General features: G+C 43.6%; 17 protein-coding genes. 10 read left to right on the top strand and 7 right to left on the bottom strand.

Annotation, left to right across the window (positions count from 1 at the left end; all coding sequences use genetic code 11):
• Window positions 1-121: 121 nt before the first annotated feature.
• The 3 genes from AC6CHI_RS14840 to AC6CHI_RS14850 are packed head-to-tail and all read left to right on the top strand — an operon-like array spanning window position 122 to window position 1,413.
• A complete protein-coding gene (locus AC6CHI_RS14840) occupies window positions 122-652 on the top strand; it encodes a PadR family transcriptional regulator (RefSeq protein ID WP_498122207.1) in 531 nt (176 codons plus the stop codon).
• Entirely contained in the window at window positions 621-1,076 is a 456-nt protein-coding gene (locus AC6CHI_RS14845) for a transcriptional repressor (protein ID WP_498122209.1), read from the top strand. Before AC6CHI_RS14840 ends, AC6CHI_RS14845 begins: the two co-directional genes overlap by 32 nt.
• 25 nt (window positions 1,077-1,101) lie before the next feature.
• Window positions 1,102-1,413, top strand: a complete 312-nt coding sequence (locus tag AC6CHI_RS14850; protein WP_498122211.1) for a DUF3861 domain-containing protein — start codon at window positions 1,102-1,104, stop codon at window positions 1,411-1,413.
• Between the two features lie 36 nt (window positions 1,414-1,449).
• Here AC6CHI_RS14850 and AC6CHI_RS14855 read toward each other — a convergent pair whose 3' ends face one another.
• Window positions 1,450-2,730 (bottom strand): GGDEF domain-containing protein, encoded by a 1,281-nt coding sequence (locus tag AC6CHI_RS14855; protein ID WP_498122212.1) that lies wholly within the window; start codon window positions 2,728-2,730, stop codon window positions 1,450-1,452.
• Between the two features lie 300 nt (window positions 2,731-3,030).
• Between AC6CHI_RS14855 and AC6CHI_RS14860 the strand changes: the two genes are divergently transcribed.
• From AC6CHI_RS14860 to AC6CHI_RS14870, 3 genes are read left to right on the top strand one after another with little or no spacing between them, the layout of a single operon-like run.
• The gene (locus AC6CHI_RS14860) at window positions 3,031-3,978 is read left to right on the top strand and encodes a pirin family protein (RefSeq protein ID WP_498122214.1); all 948 of its coding nucleotides are present in this window, start codon (window positions 3,031-3,033) and stop codon (window positions 3,976-3,978) included.
• Between the two features lie 15 nt (window positions 3,979-3,993).
• Window positions 3,994-4,401, top strand: coding sequence for an OsmC family protein (locus AC6CHI_RS14865; protein ID WP_498122215.1), 408 nt, complete (start codon window positions 3,994-3,996; stop codon window positions 4,399-4,401).
• 57 nt (window positions 4,402-4,458) lie between these two features.
• On the top strand, window positions 4,459-5,109 hold the full coding sequence (locus AC6CHI_RS14870) for a glutathione S-transferase (protein WP_498122217.1): 651 nt from the start codon (window positions 4,459-4,461) through the stop codon (window positions 5,107-5,109).
• A gap of 55 nt (window positions 5,110-5,164) precedes the next feature.
• Here AC6CHI_RS14870 and AC6CHI_RS14875 read toward each other — a convergent pair whose 3' ends face one another.
• Together AC6CHI_RS14875 and argS are read right to left on the bottom strand one after the other, a co-directional pair.
• Entirely contained in the window at window positions 5,165-5,773 is a 609-nt protein-coding gene (locus tag AC6CHI_RS14875; protein WP_498122219.1) for an SPOR domain-containing protein, read from the bottom strand.
• Between the two features lie 79 nt (window positions 5,774-5,852).
• Window positions 5,853-7,643, bottom strand: coding sequence for an arginine--tRNA ligase (gene argS, locus AC6CHI_RS14880; protein ID WP_498122221.1), 1,791 nt, complete (start codon window positions 7,641-7,643; stop codon window positions 5,853-5,855).
• A 184-nt stretch (window positions 7,644-7,827) separates the two neighbouring features.
• On the opposite strand from argS, the gene AC6CHI_RS14885 reads away from it, so the two are divergent.
• Window positions 7,828-8,112, top strand: a complete 285-nt coding sequence (locus tag AC6CHI_RS14885; RefSeq protein WP_498122253.1) for a DUF2798 domain-containing protein — start codon at window positions 7,828-7,830, stop codon at window positions 8,110-8,112.
• 431 nt (window positions 8,113-8,543) lie between these two features.
• Entirely contained in the window at window positions 8,544-10,244 is a 1,701-nt protein-coding gene (locus AC6CHI_RS14890) for an NAD-dependent malic enzyme (protein WP_498122223.1), read from the top strand.
• Window positions 10,245-10,438: 194 nt separating this feature from the next.
• On the opposite strand, the gene AC6CHI_RS14895 is transcribed toward AC6CHI_RS14890, so the two are convergent.
• Window positions 10,439-11,359 (bottom strand): Dyp-type peroxidase, encoded by a 921-nt coding sequence (locus AC6CHI_RS14895; protein WP_498122224.1) that lies wholly within the window; start codon window positions 11,357-11,359, stop codon window positions 10,439-10,441.
• Between the two features lie 165 nt (window positions 11,360-11,524).
• Between AC6CHI_RS14895 and AC6CHI_RS14900 the strand changes: the two genes are divergently transcribed.
• The gene (locus tag AC6CHI_RS14900; RefSeq protein WP_498122226.1) at window positions 11,525-12,148 is read left to right on the top strand and encodes a LysE family transporter; all 624 of its coding nucleotides are present in this window, start codon (window positions 11,525-11,527) and stop codon (window positions 12,146-12,148) included.
• 38 nt (window positions 12,149-12,186) lie between these two features.
• Here the strand turns inward: AC6CHI_RS14900 and znuB are convergent, their stop codons facing one another.
• Genes znuB through AC6CHI_RS14915 form a run of 3 tightly spaced genes read right to left on the bottom strand, consistent with a single transcriptional unit; the run spans window position 12,187 to window position 14,252 of the window.
• The gene (gene znuB / locus AC6CHI_RS14905; RefSeq protein WP_498122228.1) at window positions 12,187-12,987 is read right to left on the bottom strand and encodes a zinc ABC transporter permease subunit ZnuB; all 801 of its coding nucleotides are present in this window, start codon (window positions 12,985-12,987) and stop codon (window positions 12,187-12,189) included.
• Window positions 12,988-12,990: 3 nt separating this feature from the next.
• Window positions 12,991-13,782, bottom strand: coding sequence for a zinc ABC transporter ATP-binding protein ZnuC (gene znuC / locus AC6CHI_RS14910; protein ID WP_498122229.1), 792 nt, complete (start codon window positions 13,780-13,782; stop codon window positions 12,991-12,993).
• Window positions 13,755-14,252 carry a transcriptional repressor gene (locus tag AC6CHI_RS14915; RefSeq protein ID WP_458893060.1) on the bottom strand — a complete coding sequence of 166 codons (498 nt, stop codon included), beginning with the start codon at window positions 14,250-14,252 and terminating at the stop codon, window positions 13,755-13,757. The genes znuC and AC6CHI_RS14915 overlap by 28 nt, the downstream gene beginning before the upstream one ends.
• 138 nt (window positions 14,253-14,390) lie before the next feature.
• Here AC6CHI_RS14915 and AC6CHI_RS14920 point away from each other — a divergent pair, with 138 nt between their 5' ends.
• The gene (locus tag AC6CHI_RS14920) at window positions 14,391-15,230 is read left to right on the top strand and encodes a metal ABC transporter solute-binding protein, Zn/Mn family (protein ID WP_498122230.1); all 840 of its coding nucleotides are present in this window, start codon (window positions 14,391-14,393) and stop codon (window positions 15,228-15,230) included.
• Window positions 15,231-15,269 lie beyond the last annotated feature (39 nt).

Raw genomic sequence — 15,269 nt, forward strand, 5'->3', positions numbered from 1 at the left:
AAAAAATAACTTCCATCAAAAGTCAGGATCTTGAAGGTATCCACAAGAACAGTGGTTGCTTTAAGATATATAAAGATATATCTTTGTAAGCGTAATTTAATCAATATAGCAAAAAAGCATCATGAAACATGGTTCTCATCATGACTACGAGTCGTACTCCCATCATTCAGAACGCCCGCATGGTGGACGTCGTGGTCGTTTATTTGAAGCAGGGCGGATGAAGCTGCTGGTTTTGTATCTGATTGCCCAAGCTCCTAAACATGGCTATGAACTGATTAAAGACATTAGCGAGTTAGTCGGTGGGGGCTATAGTCCGAGTGCAGGTACCATTTATCCAACGCTGACCTATCTTGAAGACATGGGTTTTGTGCAGGTTAAGCTCACAGATGGGGAGCGTAAGCAGTTTTACATTACTGAGACTGGGCAAGGACATCTGAATGAACAGCAGACCGTGATTCAGCAGCTATTAGAGAAATTAGAAACCAAGCGAGAAATACAAACTCAAGATGAATTGCTAGATATTCATCGCGCTATGGAAAATTTAAAAACATCTCTACGCTTAAAGTTACATACCAAGTCGGTCGATGCAGAAACGGTCAGACGTATTGCAGAACAGATTGATGCTGCGGCAGTCGCCATCAGCCGACTTTAAGGATATCAAGCCAGATATGCAAAGTCAGGAATTGCTGAAACAGGCACATTTAAAAGTCTCTTTAGCCCGAAGCTCTGTCTTGCAGCAATTGCTGGATGCCACGACAGCCTGTAGTGCTGAGCAATTGTATTTGCAACTACAACAGCAACAGAGTGGCTTAAGTTTGGCCACAGTATACCGAGTGCTGACCGAGTTAGAGCAGGCAAAGCTGATCCAGCGACAATATCATCAGCGTGCCAAAGCCAGTTTTGTGATACGGCAACAACGGACGCCATTTCAAATCTTACATGTACAAAATGGGCAAGTTGAGACATTTGAACATCAAGATTTATCCAACTATTTGAATCAGTTGGCTGATGCCATGCAACAGCAGCTGATCAAAGTTGAACTCACCTTACATGTACAACCCAAAGTTGAGTTTTAAATTGATCCATTTAAAGGACTGTAAAATGAAACAGCACCAATATCATATTACGCTCGAACATCTTTGCGATGCCAAAGGGCAAGCTTCCACCTACACTGAAAAATTAGCGTTTAATGTAGGCAATCATGACGATATTCTGGCGATTGTTGCACGCATGCAGCAAGCTCAATTATTTGATGCGGAAGCCACGGCAGCTTTTGCGGTAGGCTTAAAGTTATTTGGGGAAACCTTACTGGAAAATCGCCAACATCCGTTATTTCAACAATTTTTGCCGCAGTTTGGGCAGTTTATGAAGCATTTGAAACAGACATTGGCAGAACACCAAGCACAGCAATAAGATCAGAATTTATTGTGTGCAAGTGCTGAGCTGCTCTTAAGCCTCATTCGGTAAAGGGTCAAAGGAGACCACTTGGTTTCGTCCATTTTGCTTGGCGCGATAAAGGGCGACATCGGCTTCTTTAATCAATAGATGCAAATCAATATCTTCGGGATTAAGCTGGGAAACCCCAATCGAAATGGTGAAATTGAGTTTAATATTGTTGCCAATACAGACCGTATTCGCCTCAATTTTCTGTCTTAATCGCGTGGCAATCATCATGGCATCATCGAGCGTTGTTTCAGGTAAGAGTGCGACGAACTCTTCGCCACCGAAACGGGCAAGCACGTCATCACGTCGCATTTCCTTGCGGGCAATTTCAGCAATTTTCTGCAACACCTGATCCCCAATATCATGCCCATAACTGTCATTGATGCGTTTGAAGAAATCAACATCGAACATCAGCAAGCAAATCGACTTGTATTGTGGCCATTGATGAATTTTTTGTTCTGCGATGAATTCAAATTGGCGGCGGTTATTGAGTTGGGTGAGTTCATCGGTATGTGCCAGTTCACGTAGCATATGTCGATCCCACTCATCTAACATCGAACGCAAAAATGTGCGTCGTGCATTTAAAGTGTTGTTCCAGCTAATGTATAGGCTGAAAATCAGAATCGGCACATATACCAATAAAAAGATTATGGTTTGATGCAAATTATTCATCTGCATCACCCCGGAAATAATCACAACACTGATCAGCAGGGCTGTCAGCACAGAGGGGCGAAAGCACACCTGAATTGACAAGCACCCCAACAGAATAAAAATGACTGAAGCATATTGATAGGAATAAACGCTGGAACTGCTGGATTGATGTAAGAGCCAGAACCAAACGCTGGCCGCAAAGGCACTGGATAGGGGCAGAAGCAAATCTAAGATCTGAATATTCTTCGAGTATTTAAACATCGCCCAGTTAATCAGAATAAAACCGAGGACGGCCATTACCCGCACGACACCAGATAAATAGGCAATGTCTGGTAGCAAAAACCAGTCTGCAAAAAAATAAGAAAGAAAGGAAAGTTGTGCTAAAAAATTAATTTGTCTTAAATGGCGACGCTGATGGGCGTTTTGATAGTCGAAATAACATTGCTGAAATTGGGTAGGAATGAATGCATTTGGATCCTGTAAGGCATTTGCAATGAGGATACGATTCTCAGGTTCACATAATTGAGAGGGCAAGATATAACTATGCTCAGGTGCATGTTGAATTTTATGTCGATCTTGCGCTGCAGAAGTATACTTATGACTCGATTCAGTCTGTCCATGTCCTCCTTTAATCATAGGCTACTCCATTGTATCTACAATGTATTCTTATGAAATAATAAACACTAATCCTAGTGTTGTATATAAAGTGTGCATTTTTCATTGGAATGATGCTGTAGATAGTCGTCTTTATTCTTGTCAAGATTTTTACTTATTCTAGGGGATAATCACGGTTCATCCTATAGACAGTTGTATTTTATTGTATTGAATTTTTATTTTTGGACAAAGATTGCATCCAAATTTGAATAGGTGCTAGTTTTTTCCGCAGTAGCCGTTATGCTGATGGAGGGCGTCAAACAAAAAATTTAGGATAAGAATATGACCAATAGCAATTATATTGAATTATCAGATTCAGACGACTGCGAAAAGTATATCAATCAAATGTTGTTGGAATTTCCCCTGCGTTCTGCCGAAATTGGACAAGGCACGATTATTAAACGGGCATTGCCTAGCCGACATAAACGGATGATTGGCGCATGGTGCTTTTTAGATCATGCAGGTCCGGTGAGCTTTCCGCAAGGTGAGGGTTTGGATGTGGGGCCACATCCGCATATGGGATTGCAGACCTTTACATGGATGATTGAAGGCACCATGATGCACACCGACAGCTTGGGCTCCAAGCAGTTGATACGCCCTAAACAGGTCAATTTAATGACTGCAGGTTATGGTATTTCGCATACTGAGGTTGCACCGGATACCGAAACCCATATGCATGCGGCACAGTTATGGATAGCCTTGCCTGATGATCAACAGAATATGGCGCCACGTTTTGATCATTACCCTGAATTGCCCACAGTCCAGCAGGATCAAGTTGAATTTACCGTGTTAGTTGGTGAGTTTTTACAGACTCGCTCACCAGTAAAAGTGCATACAGAGCTGTTGGGTGTCGATATGACGGCACAAGAAGCAACCGCGACACGGTTACCTTTGAATCCTAAATTTGAATATGGCTTTTTAGCGCTAGAAGGTACGGCTGTGGTCAATGGTCACGAATTAAATGATGATAATATGTTGGCACTTGAACCGGGTGTGACGGAAATTAGGATTGAGCTGCATCAGGGCGCGCGCATTCTATTGCTGGGCGGAGAGCCTTTTGCATCACCCATTTTATTGTGGTGGAATTTTGTTGGACGGACACAAGACGAGTTGGAACTGGCGCGCGAGCAGTGGGTGAATCAGGATGAGCGTTTTGGCACAATTCCGGATTATGATGGGCCACGCCTCGAAGCACCGGTGTTTCCAGAAAAAATGAAAGCATCCAAATAATCAAGGAAGAAACACATGACCATTATTGCGCAGGCTCAAGTGCGTACGCGAGCAGAGCATTGGCTCGGAGAGATTTCGACGGGTACCCATCATTTCCTTACGGACAAACCAGCCTCTTTTGGTGGGCAGGATCAGGGTGCTGCACCTTATGACTTTATTTGTTCAGGTTTGGTCTCTTGTACCATGATTACGTTAAGAATGTATGCCCAGCATAAGCAAATTGAATTGGGCGCTTTTAGCGTAGAGGCTGATTTTCATAGCAATAAAGAAGGCAGAGAATGGATTGAACGCCGTTTGTCTTTTCAGCAGCCTTTGTCGCAAGAGTTGCAGCAGAAAGTTCTGGAAATTAGTGCAAAAACGCCTGTGACCAAGACCTTGTTAAGAAGTCTAGAGATAGACACACAGCTGATTGCATCGGACTAGGTCAAGCAGGATATTAAATGAAGGCGCTCACGGCGTCTTATTGGGATATTGAGGCATATGATTACCTTGCATCATTTGGAGCAGTCGCGCTCTTTTCGTATTTTATGGGCTTTAGAAGAACTGAAGCTGAGCTACCAGATCCAGTATTATCGTCGTCTACCGACTTTGGCAGCACCCCCTGAATTAAAACAGGTACATCCTTTGGGCAAAGCCCCCGTATTAACGGATGGCGAGAGCAAGATTGCTGAATCTGCGGTCATTTTAGAGTATCTGCAAGAACAGCATGATTCGCAGCGGCAGTTCAAGCCACAAGATCAAGCCCTACAGCAGCAGTACCGTTACTGGATGCATTATGCCGAAGGGTCTTTAATGCCGCTCTTGGTCATGCAATTGGTGATGAGTAATGTGACTCAGCATATTCCTTTTCTGATTAAGCCAGTTGCCCAAAAAATTACCGATGGGGTGAAAGCTACTTTTATTCAACCTCGACTCAAAGACCACATCCAATTTTTGGAAAGCTATTTAGCATCACATGACTATTTTGCGGGTGAGTTTTCTTTTGCCGACATTCAAATGAGTTTTCCCTTAGAGGCATTGCTGTCGAGGACACAAGGGCGCTATCCGAATATTCAGGCTTTTATTCAGCGCATTGCGGCTCGACCTGCTTATGCGCGTGCCAAGTATAAAGAGCAAAGTTGTGCGGCATAATTTGACCGTTGATGAGACATAAAAAAAGATGCCGAAGCATCTTTTTTTATGACTTTTAGCGTTTCACCACAATCGAATCGATCCCGCTATGCTGCAGAGTTTGCTGTGCAATCACAGCGGCTTCCTGCGAATCATAGGGACCCGAAACAACTCGATACCAGGTTTTTCCACCTTCAACAGTTTTCACGACATCGGCCGACAATCCATTGAGAATAATTTCAGCACGACGTGCGTCGGCACTGTCAGGGTCTGGATAGCTACGGACCTGTAGAATATAACTGCTGACATGTTCCGTCGGGGTAGCATTCAATTGGGCATCAGCCGAGTTTGCAGCGCTTGCCGCTTGTTCAGGCTGAGGAGCTTCCACAATCACCACGGTACTTTGATCTTTCGTTTCTGGAATGGCCTGTTCAGGAATTGGAGTCACTTGCTGTTGTGGCAGCAAATCGTAAAAACGATAATCCTTATTGGTTTCTTCCTGATAATGCTCAGAGCTCACCTGATTTTTAGGCTGTACGGGAGCCCACGGTTTCCACAGCATTAAAGCAACGGCAAAACTTAAGACGATTAGAATGACCACAAGGGTCCCCAACCACGCAGGAATCAGGGGTTTTTTCGGTTTGTTTGGTCGTTCTGAGACACCGCGTTGCGTTTTTCCAAACACGTGGAAATTCCTCTTCTTGTCATTTTCACATGGCGACTCGGGCAGAAGCCCGAGATCATTGTGCCATGTAAAAATTCACTTACATGGCTTCAGGTGCAGATACACCTAATAATTCTAAACCATTGCGTAATACTTGTTGTACGTTTACTGAAAGCAATAGACGTGCTTGTGTAAGTTCAGCATCATCATTCAGTACTTTGTGCTCATTATACCAGCCATGGAATAAAGCTGCCAATTCTTTCAAGTAGTTACCCACTTGATGCGGTTCATAAGCATTGGCCGCGCGGAGTACGATTTCCGGATAAGCTGCCAATTTCGCCAGAACTTCGGTTTCCGCTTCGAGGTCGAGTTTATGGGCAAATTGACGTGCAGTTGCAGCGCTGAAATTGATGCCTGTTGCCGCGGCTTTTTCTAGCATACGGCAGATACGTGCATGGGCATATTGAATGTAGTACACAGCATTGTCTTTGCTTTGTGAAACCGCAAGGTCTAAGTCAAAATCAATGTGTTGTTCTGATTTGCGCATCACATAGTAGAAACGTGCTGCATCGTTACCGACTTCTTTACGTAGGTCACGCAAAGTTACGAATTGACCTGAACGAGAGGACATTTGCACCATCTCACCGCTGCGCCATAAGCTCACAAACTGCACCAAGAGGACGGTCAGTTTTTTCGAGTCATAGCCCATAGCATCAATCGCGGCTTTCACGCGAGAGATATAACCGTGGTGATCCGAACCCCAGATATCAATCAGGTCTGTATAACCACGTTGTAATTTGTTCAGGTGGTACGCGATGTCAGAGGCGAAATAGGTTGTTTGACCGTTACGACGTTTCACCACGCGGTCTTTTTCATCGCCAAATTCAGTCGATTTGAACCAGATGTTGCCGTCTTTTTCGTAGAGGAAGCCACGTTGATCAAGAGTTTGAAGGGCTTCATCAATTTTTTCAGTCAGAGATGCTTCGCTGAACCATTGATTGAAGGTTACCCCAAATTCGCCAAGGTCGTCTTTAATGTCATCCAAAATGGCTTTGAGTGCCGCTTGATGGAAAACGCGATAGCCTTCGCCCGTCAGTTGTTGTGCGTTAAAGATCAAGCCATCAATATGCTTTTCTTTGTCGCCAGAAAGCACGACTTTATTGCCTTCTGCATCCAGTTCTTCGGCATACTGTACATCTTCAGGCACATCTTTATAGACATCCGCGACAGGGTGGACATAAGCATTGCCATCTTGATCAATAATGCTTTGGGCGATTTCTTTCACATAGTCGCCTTGGTACGCATTTTTAGGGAAAACCAATTCCTGACCTGTCAGCTCAAGGTAACGCAAATAGGTTGAAGTCGCTAAAATGTCCATTTGACGACCAGCATCATTCACATAGTATTCGCGATCAACGGTTGCACCTGTGGCTTCAAGCAAGTTGGCTACGGTCATGCCGTATGCTGCACCACGACCATGGCCTACATGTAGGCTAGATGTCGGGTTTGCAGAAACAAATTCGACTTGAATGCGTTTTTCTGCGTTGGCTTGGGTACGACCAAATTGCGCACTTTGCGCTTGGATTTGATCGAGCACTGCGAAACGCTGGTCCGCATTTAAGAAAAAGTTGATAAAGCCGGGACCTGCAATTTCTGCTTTGCTGATGTCGGCCACTTCTGGTAAACATGCCAGAATTTTTTTGGCCAAGTCACGTGGCTTCATACCCGCAGCTTTAGCACCAATCATGGCGATATTCGATGCGAAATCCCCGTGGCTTCGGTCTTTAGTACGCGTCAAATTGCTGTTGTTGTTCCAGTCAGATGGGAGTACGCCTTCCGCTTGAAGGGATTGCACTGCATGATCGAGCGCTGCTTGTATTGCCGTGTTCATAGAGTCGAAAATAAATGTCGCAGAAAAACAGCAAATATAGCAAATTTCAGGCTGTTTAGGTGAGTCCTTTGTAGAGAATGTTTTTTACCCAGTAGCAGCGCTGCGGCAAATTTTACCAGAATGCTCGCCGCAGATCAGACAAATTATGGCATAGTGAATGAATACAATATCTTGGATGAATCATATGACGCATGATCGAGCTAAAATTATTGGTAACATTCCCAAGCTACCTGCAAAGTTTGTGGGCTGGGTCATGCCATTTTTTCTGTCCTGCCTTATGAGCGGTATTATCTCTTTCATTAATATGTTACGTAATTTGGGTTGGAGTGATACCTTCCTGTCCCTTTGGTTTTCTACATGGATGATGTCATGGGCAATTGCTTATCCAGTGGTATTGCTGATGTTGCCGCTGGTGCGCAGACTCACAGGCGTGTTTGTCGAGATGCCTCCGAACCAGCCACCGAAATAAGCGTCAAAACACCGAATAAATTAGCCAATGGTCTAAAAATTACATAAATTATTGTTTTTATTTATAATATTTTAATATTCCTGCTTTTTTATTATTAATTTAAAAAATACTAAGTAAAGTGCATGGAATACAGGGTTGGAAACTAAATAATCGTTTTAAACTCTATCAAATTTTTTGTTTATTCGGGATTAATAGGCTGAATTTGCTTTATTTTGTTTTATTATTTGCAATATTTGATTTTTCTGCTTCATTTTTTAATAGCTTAAAACGATAAAAAAATCTTTATTTAATAGCGAAATTATCTTCATACTACTATCACGTATCTAAATATACACTCTTGGAAAAATAGGGCTAATCTATTCAGCGAATCGAAGCGAATTTGATGACGAATTGCAATTTGATTGAGCAAATTGCGCGCACTGAGACTGGTTATGACAACTGCAGAATTGAAGACGAAACACCCTTTATACATCCCATATGCTGGAAACACCCTGTTAGAACTCCCGCTGTTAAATAAAGGTTCGGCATTTACAGAAGAAGAACGCACTCGCTTTAACCTACATGGCTTGGTTCCACATGTGATTGAATCGATTGAAGAGCAAAGCCAACGCTCGTATCAGCAATATTGTGCATTTAATGATGAGATTAATAAGCACATTTATTTGCGCAATATTCAAGACACCAATGAAACCCTGTTTTATCATCTGATTGAAAACCATCTCAGTGAGATGATGCCGATTATTTACACCCCAACGGTGGGTGAAGCGTGTCAACGCTTCTCGGATATTTATCGCCGTCACCGTGGTATTTTTATTTCTTACCCAGACCGCGCCCACATTGATGATATTTTGCATAATGTAAATAAAAAGAATGTCAAAGTGATTGTGATTACCGATGGCGAGCGTATTTTAGGCTTAGGTGACCAAGGAATTGGTGGCATGGGCATCCCGATTGGTAAGCTTTCGCTCTATACCGCATGTGGCGGAATTAGCCCAGCGTATACCTTACCGATTACGATTGATGTGGGCACCAATAATCAACAACTGTTGAATGACCCGATTTATATGGGCTGGAGTCAGCCACGAATCAGTGGTGAAGCGTACTATAGCTTTGTGGATGAAGTGATGGCGGCAATTAAACGTCGCTGGCCAAAAGCACTGATTCAGTTTGAAGATTTCGCACAAAATAATGCGATGCCTTTATTGAATAAATATCGTGATCAAGTGTGCTGCTTTAATGATGATATTCAAGGCACTGCTGCGGTTTCCGTTGGTAGTTTGATTGCGGCCTCACGTGCTGCAGGTAAACAGTTAAAAGACCAGATCATTACCTTCTTGGGTGCAGGTTCGGCAGGCTGTGGTATTGCGGAACAAATCGTGGCACAAATGATGGCTGAAGGTCTTACTGAGGCTGAAGCACGTGCCCGCGTGTTTATGGTGGATCGCTTTGGTTTGATCACTGAAAATCAGCCCAACTTGCTAGACTTCCAGCGAAAGTTGGCACAAAAACCTGAAGTGATTGCCGCTTGGGGCAATGTTGAAGAACATATTTCTTTATTGGATGTGGTAAAGCAGGCCAAACCAACGGTATTAATTGGGGTTTCGGGTCAACCGGGATTATTTACCGAAGAAGTGATCAAGACTTTAGCCAGCAATTGTGCGTCGCCAATTGTCTTGCCTTTATCGAATCCTACTTCACGTGTAGAAGCAGTGCCTGCCGATATTGTCGAGTGGACCGAAGGACGTGCCTTAATTGCCACAGGCAGTCCTTTTGCACCTGTAAATTATCAAGGCAAGATTTACCAGATTTCGCAATGCAATAACTCTTATATTTTCCCTGGGATTGGTTTGGGGGTGGTGGCTTCGGGTGCAACCCGAGTAACCGATAGCATGCTCATGGCATCGAGTAATGCTTTGGCGGACTGCTCACCTAAATTAACAAACCCTGATGCGGATTTACTGCCAGATATTAATGATATTCAGCAGGTGTCTAAAATTATTGCCTTTAAAGTTGCAAAAGCAGCGATGGAGGCGGGTGTAGCGCCAATGATCAGTGATGAGTTGCTGTATGAGGCGATTGAAGCGAATTTCTGGAAGCCTGAATATCGTCAGTATCGTCGAGTGACTTTCTAAAATTTTGCTTAATTGGTGTTGAAAAGGGGCTTTTGGCCCCTTTTTTATTGCAGTTTTTGTGTGTAAGTGCTGAATAAAAACGCGAGTACAGTTTTGTGCAACAACGCCTTTATAATCTAAACAATTGGAGGTTGAACACTTCACTTTTAAAATGAATAAGCAACTTAAATAAGCGGCTTATTCATGCATATCTGTTATTTTTCCAAAACCTCTTCCAATAACTCTTCACTTGGCGCAAAGAAGTAAGCACCATCTACAGCAGTCACAAAATGCAGTAAGCGGTCATGAATGCCATCACCCGTTGTGCCAAACATATGCTCTAACATGTCATCAATAATGGCAAGATTTTTGGTATAGGCAATAAAGAACAGACCTTGCTCACCTTTACCATCTCCATAAGGTAAAGAGTGACGCAGAATTTCCATTTCTTCGCCTTCATCATCTTCAATCACGACACGTGCAATATGCGCATTTTCTGGTTTTACATCATCATCCATTTCAATGCTTTCAAGCTTAGAACGTCCCATGACACTTTCTTGCGCGTCCACTTTCAGTTGCTTCCATTTCTCTAAATCATGCACATAACGTTGAGCAAACACGAAAGAACCATCTTTGAAAATTCCTGCATCTTCACCCAATAGGGCGGTTTCAGCACGGTCATCAGGGAATTGCGGGTTTTCAGTGCCATCAATAAAGCCCGTCAAATCACGACCATCAAAATAGCGGAAGCAAACACGTTCGTCTAAAACCTCAACTTTATCCTGAATACCGTCAAAAAAGGCTTGGCTCAAGGTAAAGCAAATATCACTGCGTTGAGCGGCAATATGAATCAGCACATCCGCAGGTACGGCAGGCATCTCAAACGCACCTTGAATTGGATTCAGTTGCTTAAATCCAGCAGGAGACTGACTGTAAAGTTTTGCCCAAAGTTCAGGACCAAAGGCAACAGCTGTTTTAATTTCGGCATTGTGGTGCTGAGTGATTAAACGATCACGCGTATTCAGTAAATCTTCGATCTTGTCTTTCAGCTCAGACAGGCTTAAATCTTTTAAGCGCAATACGATAAAGCGGGCATGATCTGAAGGTAAGGGTAAAATTACTGATTGTGCGGTCATTTATAGCTCCTTTGATTTTTATTCAATATGTGGCTGGGTTTATTGTGCCTGATCAATCTTGGGCTGAATAGCCTAATGCGCATTATTCTTGGATTGAGAATTTCTCAGCACATATAAAGTGTGAATAGTCATATAATACATTGTCTAGGTTGGGATGGTACGGTGATGTCTTTTCAGGTTTGGGTAGCGTTTATGTTGGCATGCTGGGTGATTAGTGTTTCACCTGGAGCGGGTGCAATTGCCTCGATGTCGAGTGGCTTAAACTATGGATTTCGTCGCGGTTACTGGAATGCAATTGGTTTACAGTTGGCATTGCTGGTACAGATTGGCATTGTTGCTGCTGGGGTAGGAGTGCTTTTTGCTACGACGCCTTGGGCATTTTTCGTCGTGAAATGGTTTGGTGTGGGCTATTTATTGTATTTGGCTTATTTACAGTGGAAGGCACCAGTACAGTCGATTGACATTAAAGCAGAACAACAAGTCGTGAAATCGGTTCCTAAATTGGTGGCTTATGGCTTCTTGGTCAATATGAGCAACCCGAAAGCAATTGTTTTTTTATTGGCAGTCTTACCGCAGTTTTTGGACTTGTCTAAACCACAATGGATGCAATATGTGGTGATGGCGGTGACCATGATCAGTATCGATTTGATTGTAATGGCAGGTTATACCGGCTTGGCAGCTAAAGTACTAAAACTACTGAAATCACCAAAACAGCAAAAGTACATGAATCGTACTTTTGCAGTGTTATTTAGCTGTGCAGCGGGTTTGTTAAGTCTGGTGCATCAATAACAATAACTTTTGGTTAAATTGTGCGAAGAGTGGCTGAATTAAGCCATTTTCCGGACTTTTTGTAGTGTAAAAATCAACGCAAAGACCAAAGCCATACATAGGACAATACTTAAACCTGTTGGGGTGTTGAGTGCAGCACTGGACCATAAGCCGACACTTACTCCCAATTGAGCCATCACAAAGGCCCAAATGACCATTTGTTTAGGTGAGTGTGCAAGCAAGCGTGCGGTTAAAGCAGGAATCACCAGTAACGCCCCCATCAATAATGAACCCACTGCGCGTAAGGCCAGAACGGTAAAGACCGCAAGCAGTAACATAAATACGAGACGTTGCCATTTAGCATTAATGCCTTCACTAATCGCAATATCGGGATCAATCGCAATTTGAATTTGGGCTTTCCAGTATTTGCACAGCACTGCAAGTGCAAGCACAATCACAATGGCAAATATCGGTAAGTCAGTCCAAGCAATGGTGAGTAAGTCTCCAAATAAATAGCTGAGTAATTCGGGTCTTAAGCTGGGTAAATGTTGAATGAGCATTAAACCTGCGCATAGCAGGGTCGCGGAGCAGAGGGCTAACAAGGCATCATTGGGTAAACGAGGATCATGTAACACCCATAAGATGGCGACCAGCATAAATGCCAACAAGCTAACACCTACCCAAAACGGCAAGCTGAGTGCTCCTGCAATTGCAACGCCCAGCAAGGTGCCATGCGCCATGGTATCGGCAAAGAAAGACATGCGACGCCAAAGCATTAGGCAGCCCAAAGGGGCAGTTAAAAACACCAATAACGTTCCCATGATCCAAGCAGGTAATAGTAGATCTAACCATTCCATCATCTATTAGGCTTCCGGTTCAGGGTGAATATGTGGGCGAGGGTCATGTTGGCAAGCCGTTGCACTGTCTCCATGGGCACAGTGATCATGATGATGTTGATACAAGACTCGGTTGCTACCAAAAATAGCTTGGTATTCGGGATGTTGTTGAATATTTTCAGGCAGACCGCTACAGCAGATATGCTTGTTTAAACATACTACGCGTTGTGTGCCTTGCATCACCCATTGTAAGTCATGCGAGACCATCAGGACTGCACACTGATATTTTTCAGGCAGGCTGCGGACATAGTCATACAGTTCGGCTTCAGATTGAATATCCAGCCCTTGCATCGGCTCATCTAAGACCAAAATATCAGGTTGGCGCAAAAGGGCACGGGCTAAAAGTACCCGTTGACGTTCGCCGCCCGAAAGTTGCTGGACTTTGGAGTTCTGGAGTTTGGCAATGCCCGTATCTTGAATAATTTCTTGTTTAATGTCGGCAGGGCAGGGCTCAAGCTCGAGTAAATCCTTAACACGCAGGGGTAAGCTGTGTGATGGGTTAAACTTTTGCGGCACATAAGAACATTTGAGTTTACGCGCAGACTGGATGCGGCCAGCATTCGGCTTAAGAATGCCCAGTAGTACTTTAATCAGGGTTGATTTGCCTGCACCATTTGGCCCAATCAGGGTCACAATTTCACGCTCATGCAGGCTAAAGTCAATCTGCTTCAGAATATCGCGGTCATCGATCCGGACACTAATTTGTTCCAGCGTAATTAGTGTCGGTGTGTTTAATTCGCTTGGCTGCAATTCTGACATTTTCCAGAAATCTCAATAATGCTGTGTTGTGCAGTAAAATGGTCAGAAGCGGCTAAGGCATCTAGCTGTTGCAATAGGCCCTCAGAAGAGGCTTCTTTCACAATATGGCATTCAGTACAAATCAAAAATGCAGCTTGATGCCCTTCACGCGGATGGCAACAGGGAATATAGGCATTAATTGACGTCAGACGGTGGATTAAACCTTTTTCTAGGAGAAAATCTAAGGTGCGATAAACCGTTGGTGGTGCAGCAGGGCGGTCTGACTCACTTTTAATTTTAGCCAATAAGTCATAAGCACCCATTGGACCATGTGCGGTCAAAATGAGCTCTAATACTTCTTTACGCAATGGGGTTAAGCGCGCGCCAGTCGCTGCACAGAGACTTTCTGCTTCAGCAAGGCGTGTTGCAACATTATGATGATCGTGCACGCCATGTAATGCATTGTGGTGTTCGTGCGAACATAAGCTCATAGCAACCTCAGTTCGGGCTTAAAATAGAATATTTGACACAAAATTTTAACATGAACCGCCTTAAGTTACGATTAGACGTAGGTATTTTTGTTCAATTGTTATATTATAACATCTGATCAAATTTGGTATCTTTGCTTCATGTCCCGTATCTTTGCATTTTGCTTGCTGTCTATCCTGAGTACTGTCGGGTGGACACAAAGTCTGGTGGTTTCAACACATCCTTTATACTTGATTGCGCAGGAAGTCACACGTGGTGTAGAACAGCCTGTGCTGCTTTTGCAAAATCAGACAGGGCATGATGTGTCTTTAACCCCGGCTCATCGCAAAGCGATTCAAGATGCAGGTTTGGTGATTTGGCTGGGCAAGGCGCATGAAGCACCGCTGGATAAATTACTGCATAATAATCCCAAAGCAGTTTCCATTCTCACTTCGGGGCTGGTCAAAACAATGCCACAGCGCAGTACACGCGGAACACCGCTCGCCCATACCGTGGATACCCATGTATGGCTAGATCCGAATAATGCTGTGCGAATTGGTTTTTTTATTGCGGCATTACGTTCGCAGCAGCAACCGCAGTATCGTGACAAGTATTGGCACAATGCACAGGGGTTTGCTAAACAGATGTTTAGCACAGCACAGAAATTCCAAAATAAAGCGACTGTTCAACCTTATTGGGCCTATCACGATGCCTATCAGTATCTAGAGCAGCCTTTGCATTTGCGGTTGGCAGGATCCATGACCGATGATCCACATATTGCTCCGACGTTGGCGCAAATTAAATATTTGAATGATCATCGCAGTCAAAAGAAAATGTGTCTATTGGCAGAGTCACATGCCAGTGCCAATCAGTATCAAAAACTACAGCCGATTGTGTTTCAAGCCGTTGACGAAAGCCTAACAGGCGAGAGTAACTTTATCTCGGCATGGTCAGATTTGGCGCAGCAGGTCAAAAATTGTGTATTAACTGCACGTCAATGAAGCGAAAATAATCAATAATTAATCAGTTGCTAGACATTT

This window comes from Acinetobacter sp. GQ146, from assembly GCF_059758585.1.

Coding starts and splice junctions, on each gene's coding strand:
- AC6CHI_RS14870 (WP_498122217.1), top strand. CDS start 4,459: ATGATTACCTTGCATCATTTGGAGCAGTCGCGCTCTTTTCGTATTTTA.
- AC6CHI_RS14915 (WP_458893060.1), bottom strand. CDS start 14,252: ATGAGCTTATGTTCGCACGAACACCACAATGCATTACATGGCGTGCAC.
- AC6CHI_RS14890 (WP_498122223.1), top strand. CDS start 8,544: ATGACAACTGCAGAATTGAAGACGAAACACCCTTTATACATCCCATAT.
- argS (WP_498122221.1), bottom strand. CDS start 7,643: ATGAACACGGCAATACAAGCAGCGCTCGATCATGCAGTGCAATCCCTT.
- AC6CHI_RS14895 (WP_498122224.1), bottom strand. CDS start 11,359: ATGACCGCACAATCAGTAATTTTACCCTTACCTTCAGATCATGCCCGC.
- znuC (WP_498122229.1), bottom strand. CDS start 13,782: ATGTCAGAATTGCAGCCAAGCGAATTAAACACACCGACACTAATTACG.
- AC6CHI_RS14850 (WP_498122211.1), top strand. CDS start 1,102: ATGAAACAGCACCAATATCATATTACGCTCGAACATCTTTGCGATGCC.
- AC6CHI_RS14840 (WP_498122207.1), top strand. CDS start 122: ATGAAACATGGTTCTCATCATGACTACGAGTCGTACTCCCATCATTCA.
- AC6CHI_RS14845 (WP_498122209.1), top strand. CDS start 621: ATGCTGCGGCAGTCGCCATCAGCCGACTTTAAGGATATCAAGCCAGAT.
- AC6CHI_RS14865 (WP_498122215.1), top strand. CDS start 3,994: ATGACCATTATTGCGCAGGCTCAAGTGCGTACGCGAGCAGAGCATTGG.
- znuB (WP_498122228.1), bottom strand. CDS start 12,987: ATGATGGAATGGTTAGATCTACTATTACCTGCTTGGATCATGGGAACG.
- AC6CHI_RS14855 (WP_498122212.1), bottom strand. CDS start 2,730: ATGATTAAAGGAGGACATGGACAGACTGAATCGAGTCATAAGTATACT.
- AC6CHI_RS14900 (WP_498122226.1), top strand. CDS start 11,525: ATGTCTTTTCAGGTTTGGGTAGCGTTTATGTTGGCATGCTGGGTGATT.
- AC6CHI_RS14860 (WP_498122214.1), top strand. CDS start 3,031: ATGACCAATAGCAATTATATTGAATTATCAGATTCAGACGACTGCGAA.
- AC6CHI_RS14920 (WP_498122230.1), top strand. CDS start 14,391: ATGTCCCGTATCTTTGCATTTTGCTTGCTGTCTATCCTGAGTACTGTC.
- AC6CHI_RS14885 (WP_498122253.1), top strand. CDS start 7,828: ATGACGCATGATCGAGCTAAAATTATTGGTAACATTCCCAAGCTACCT.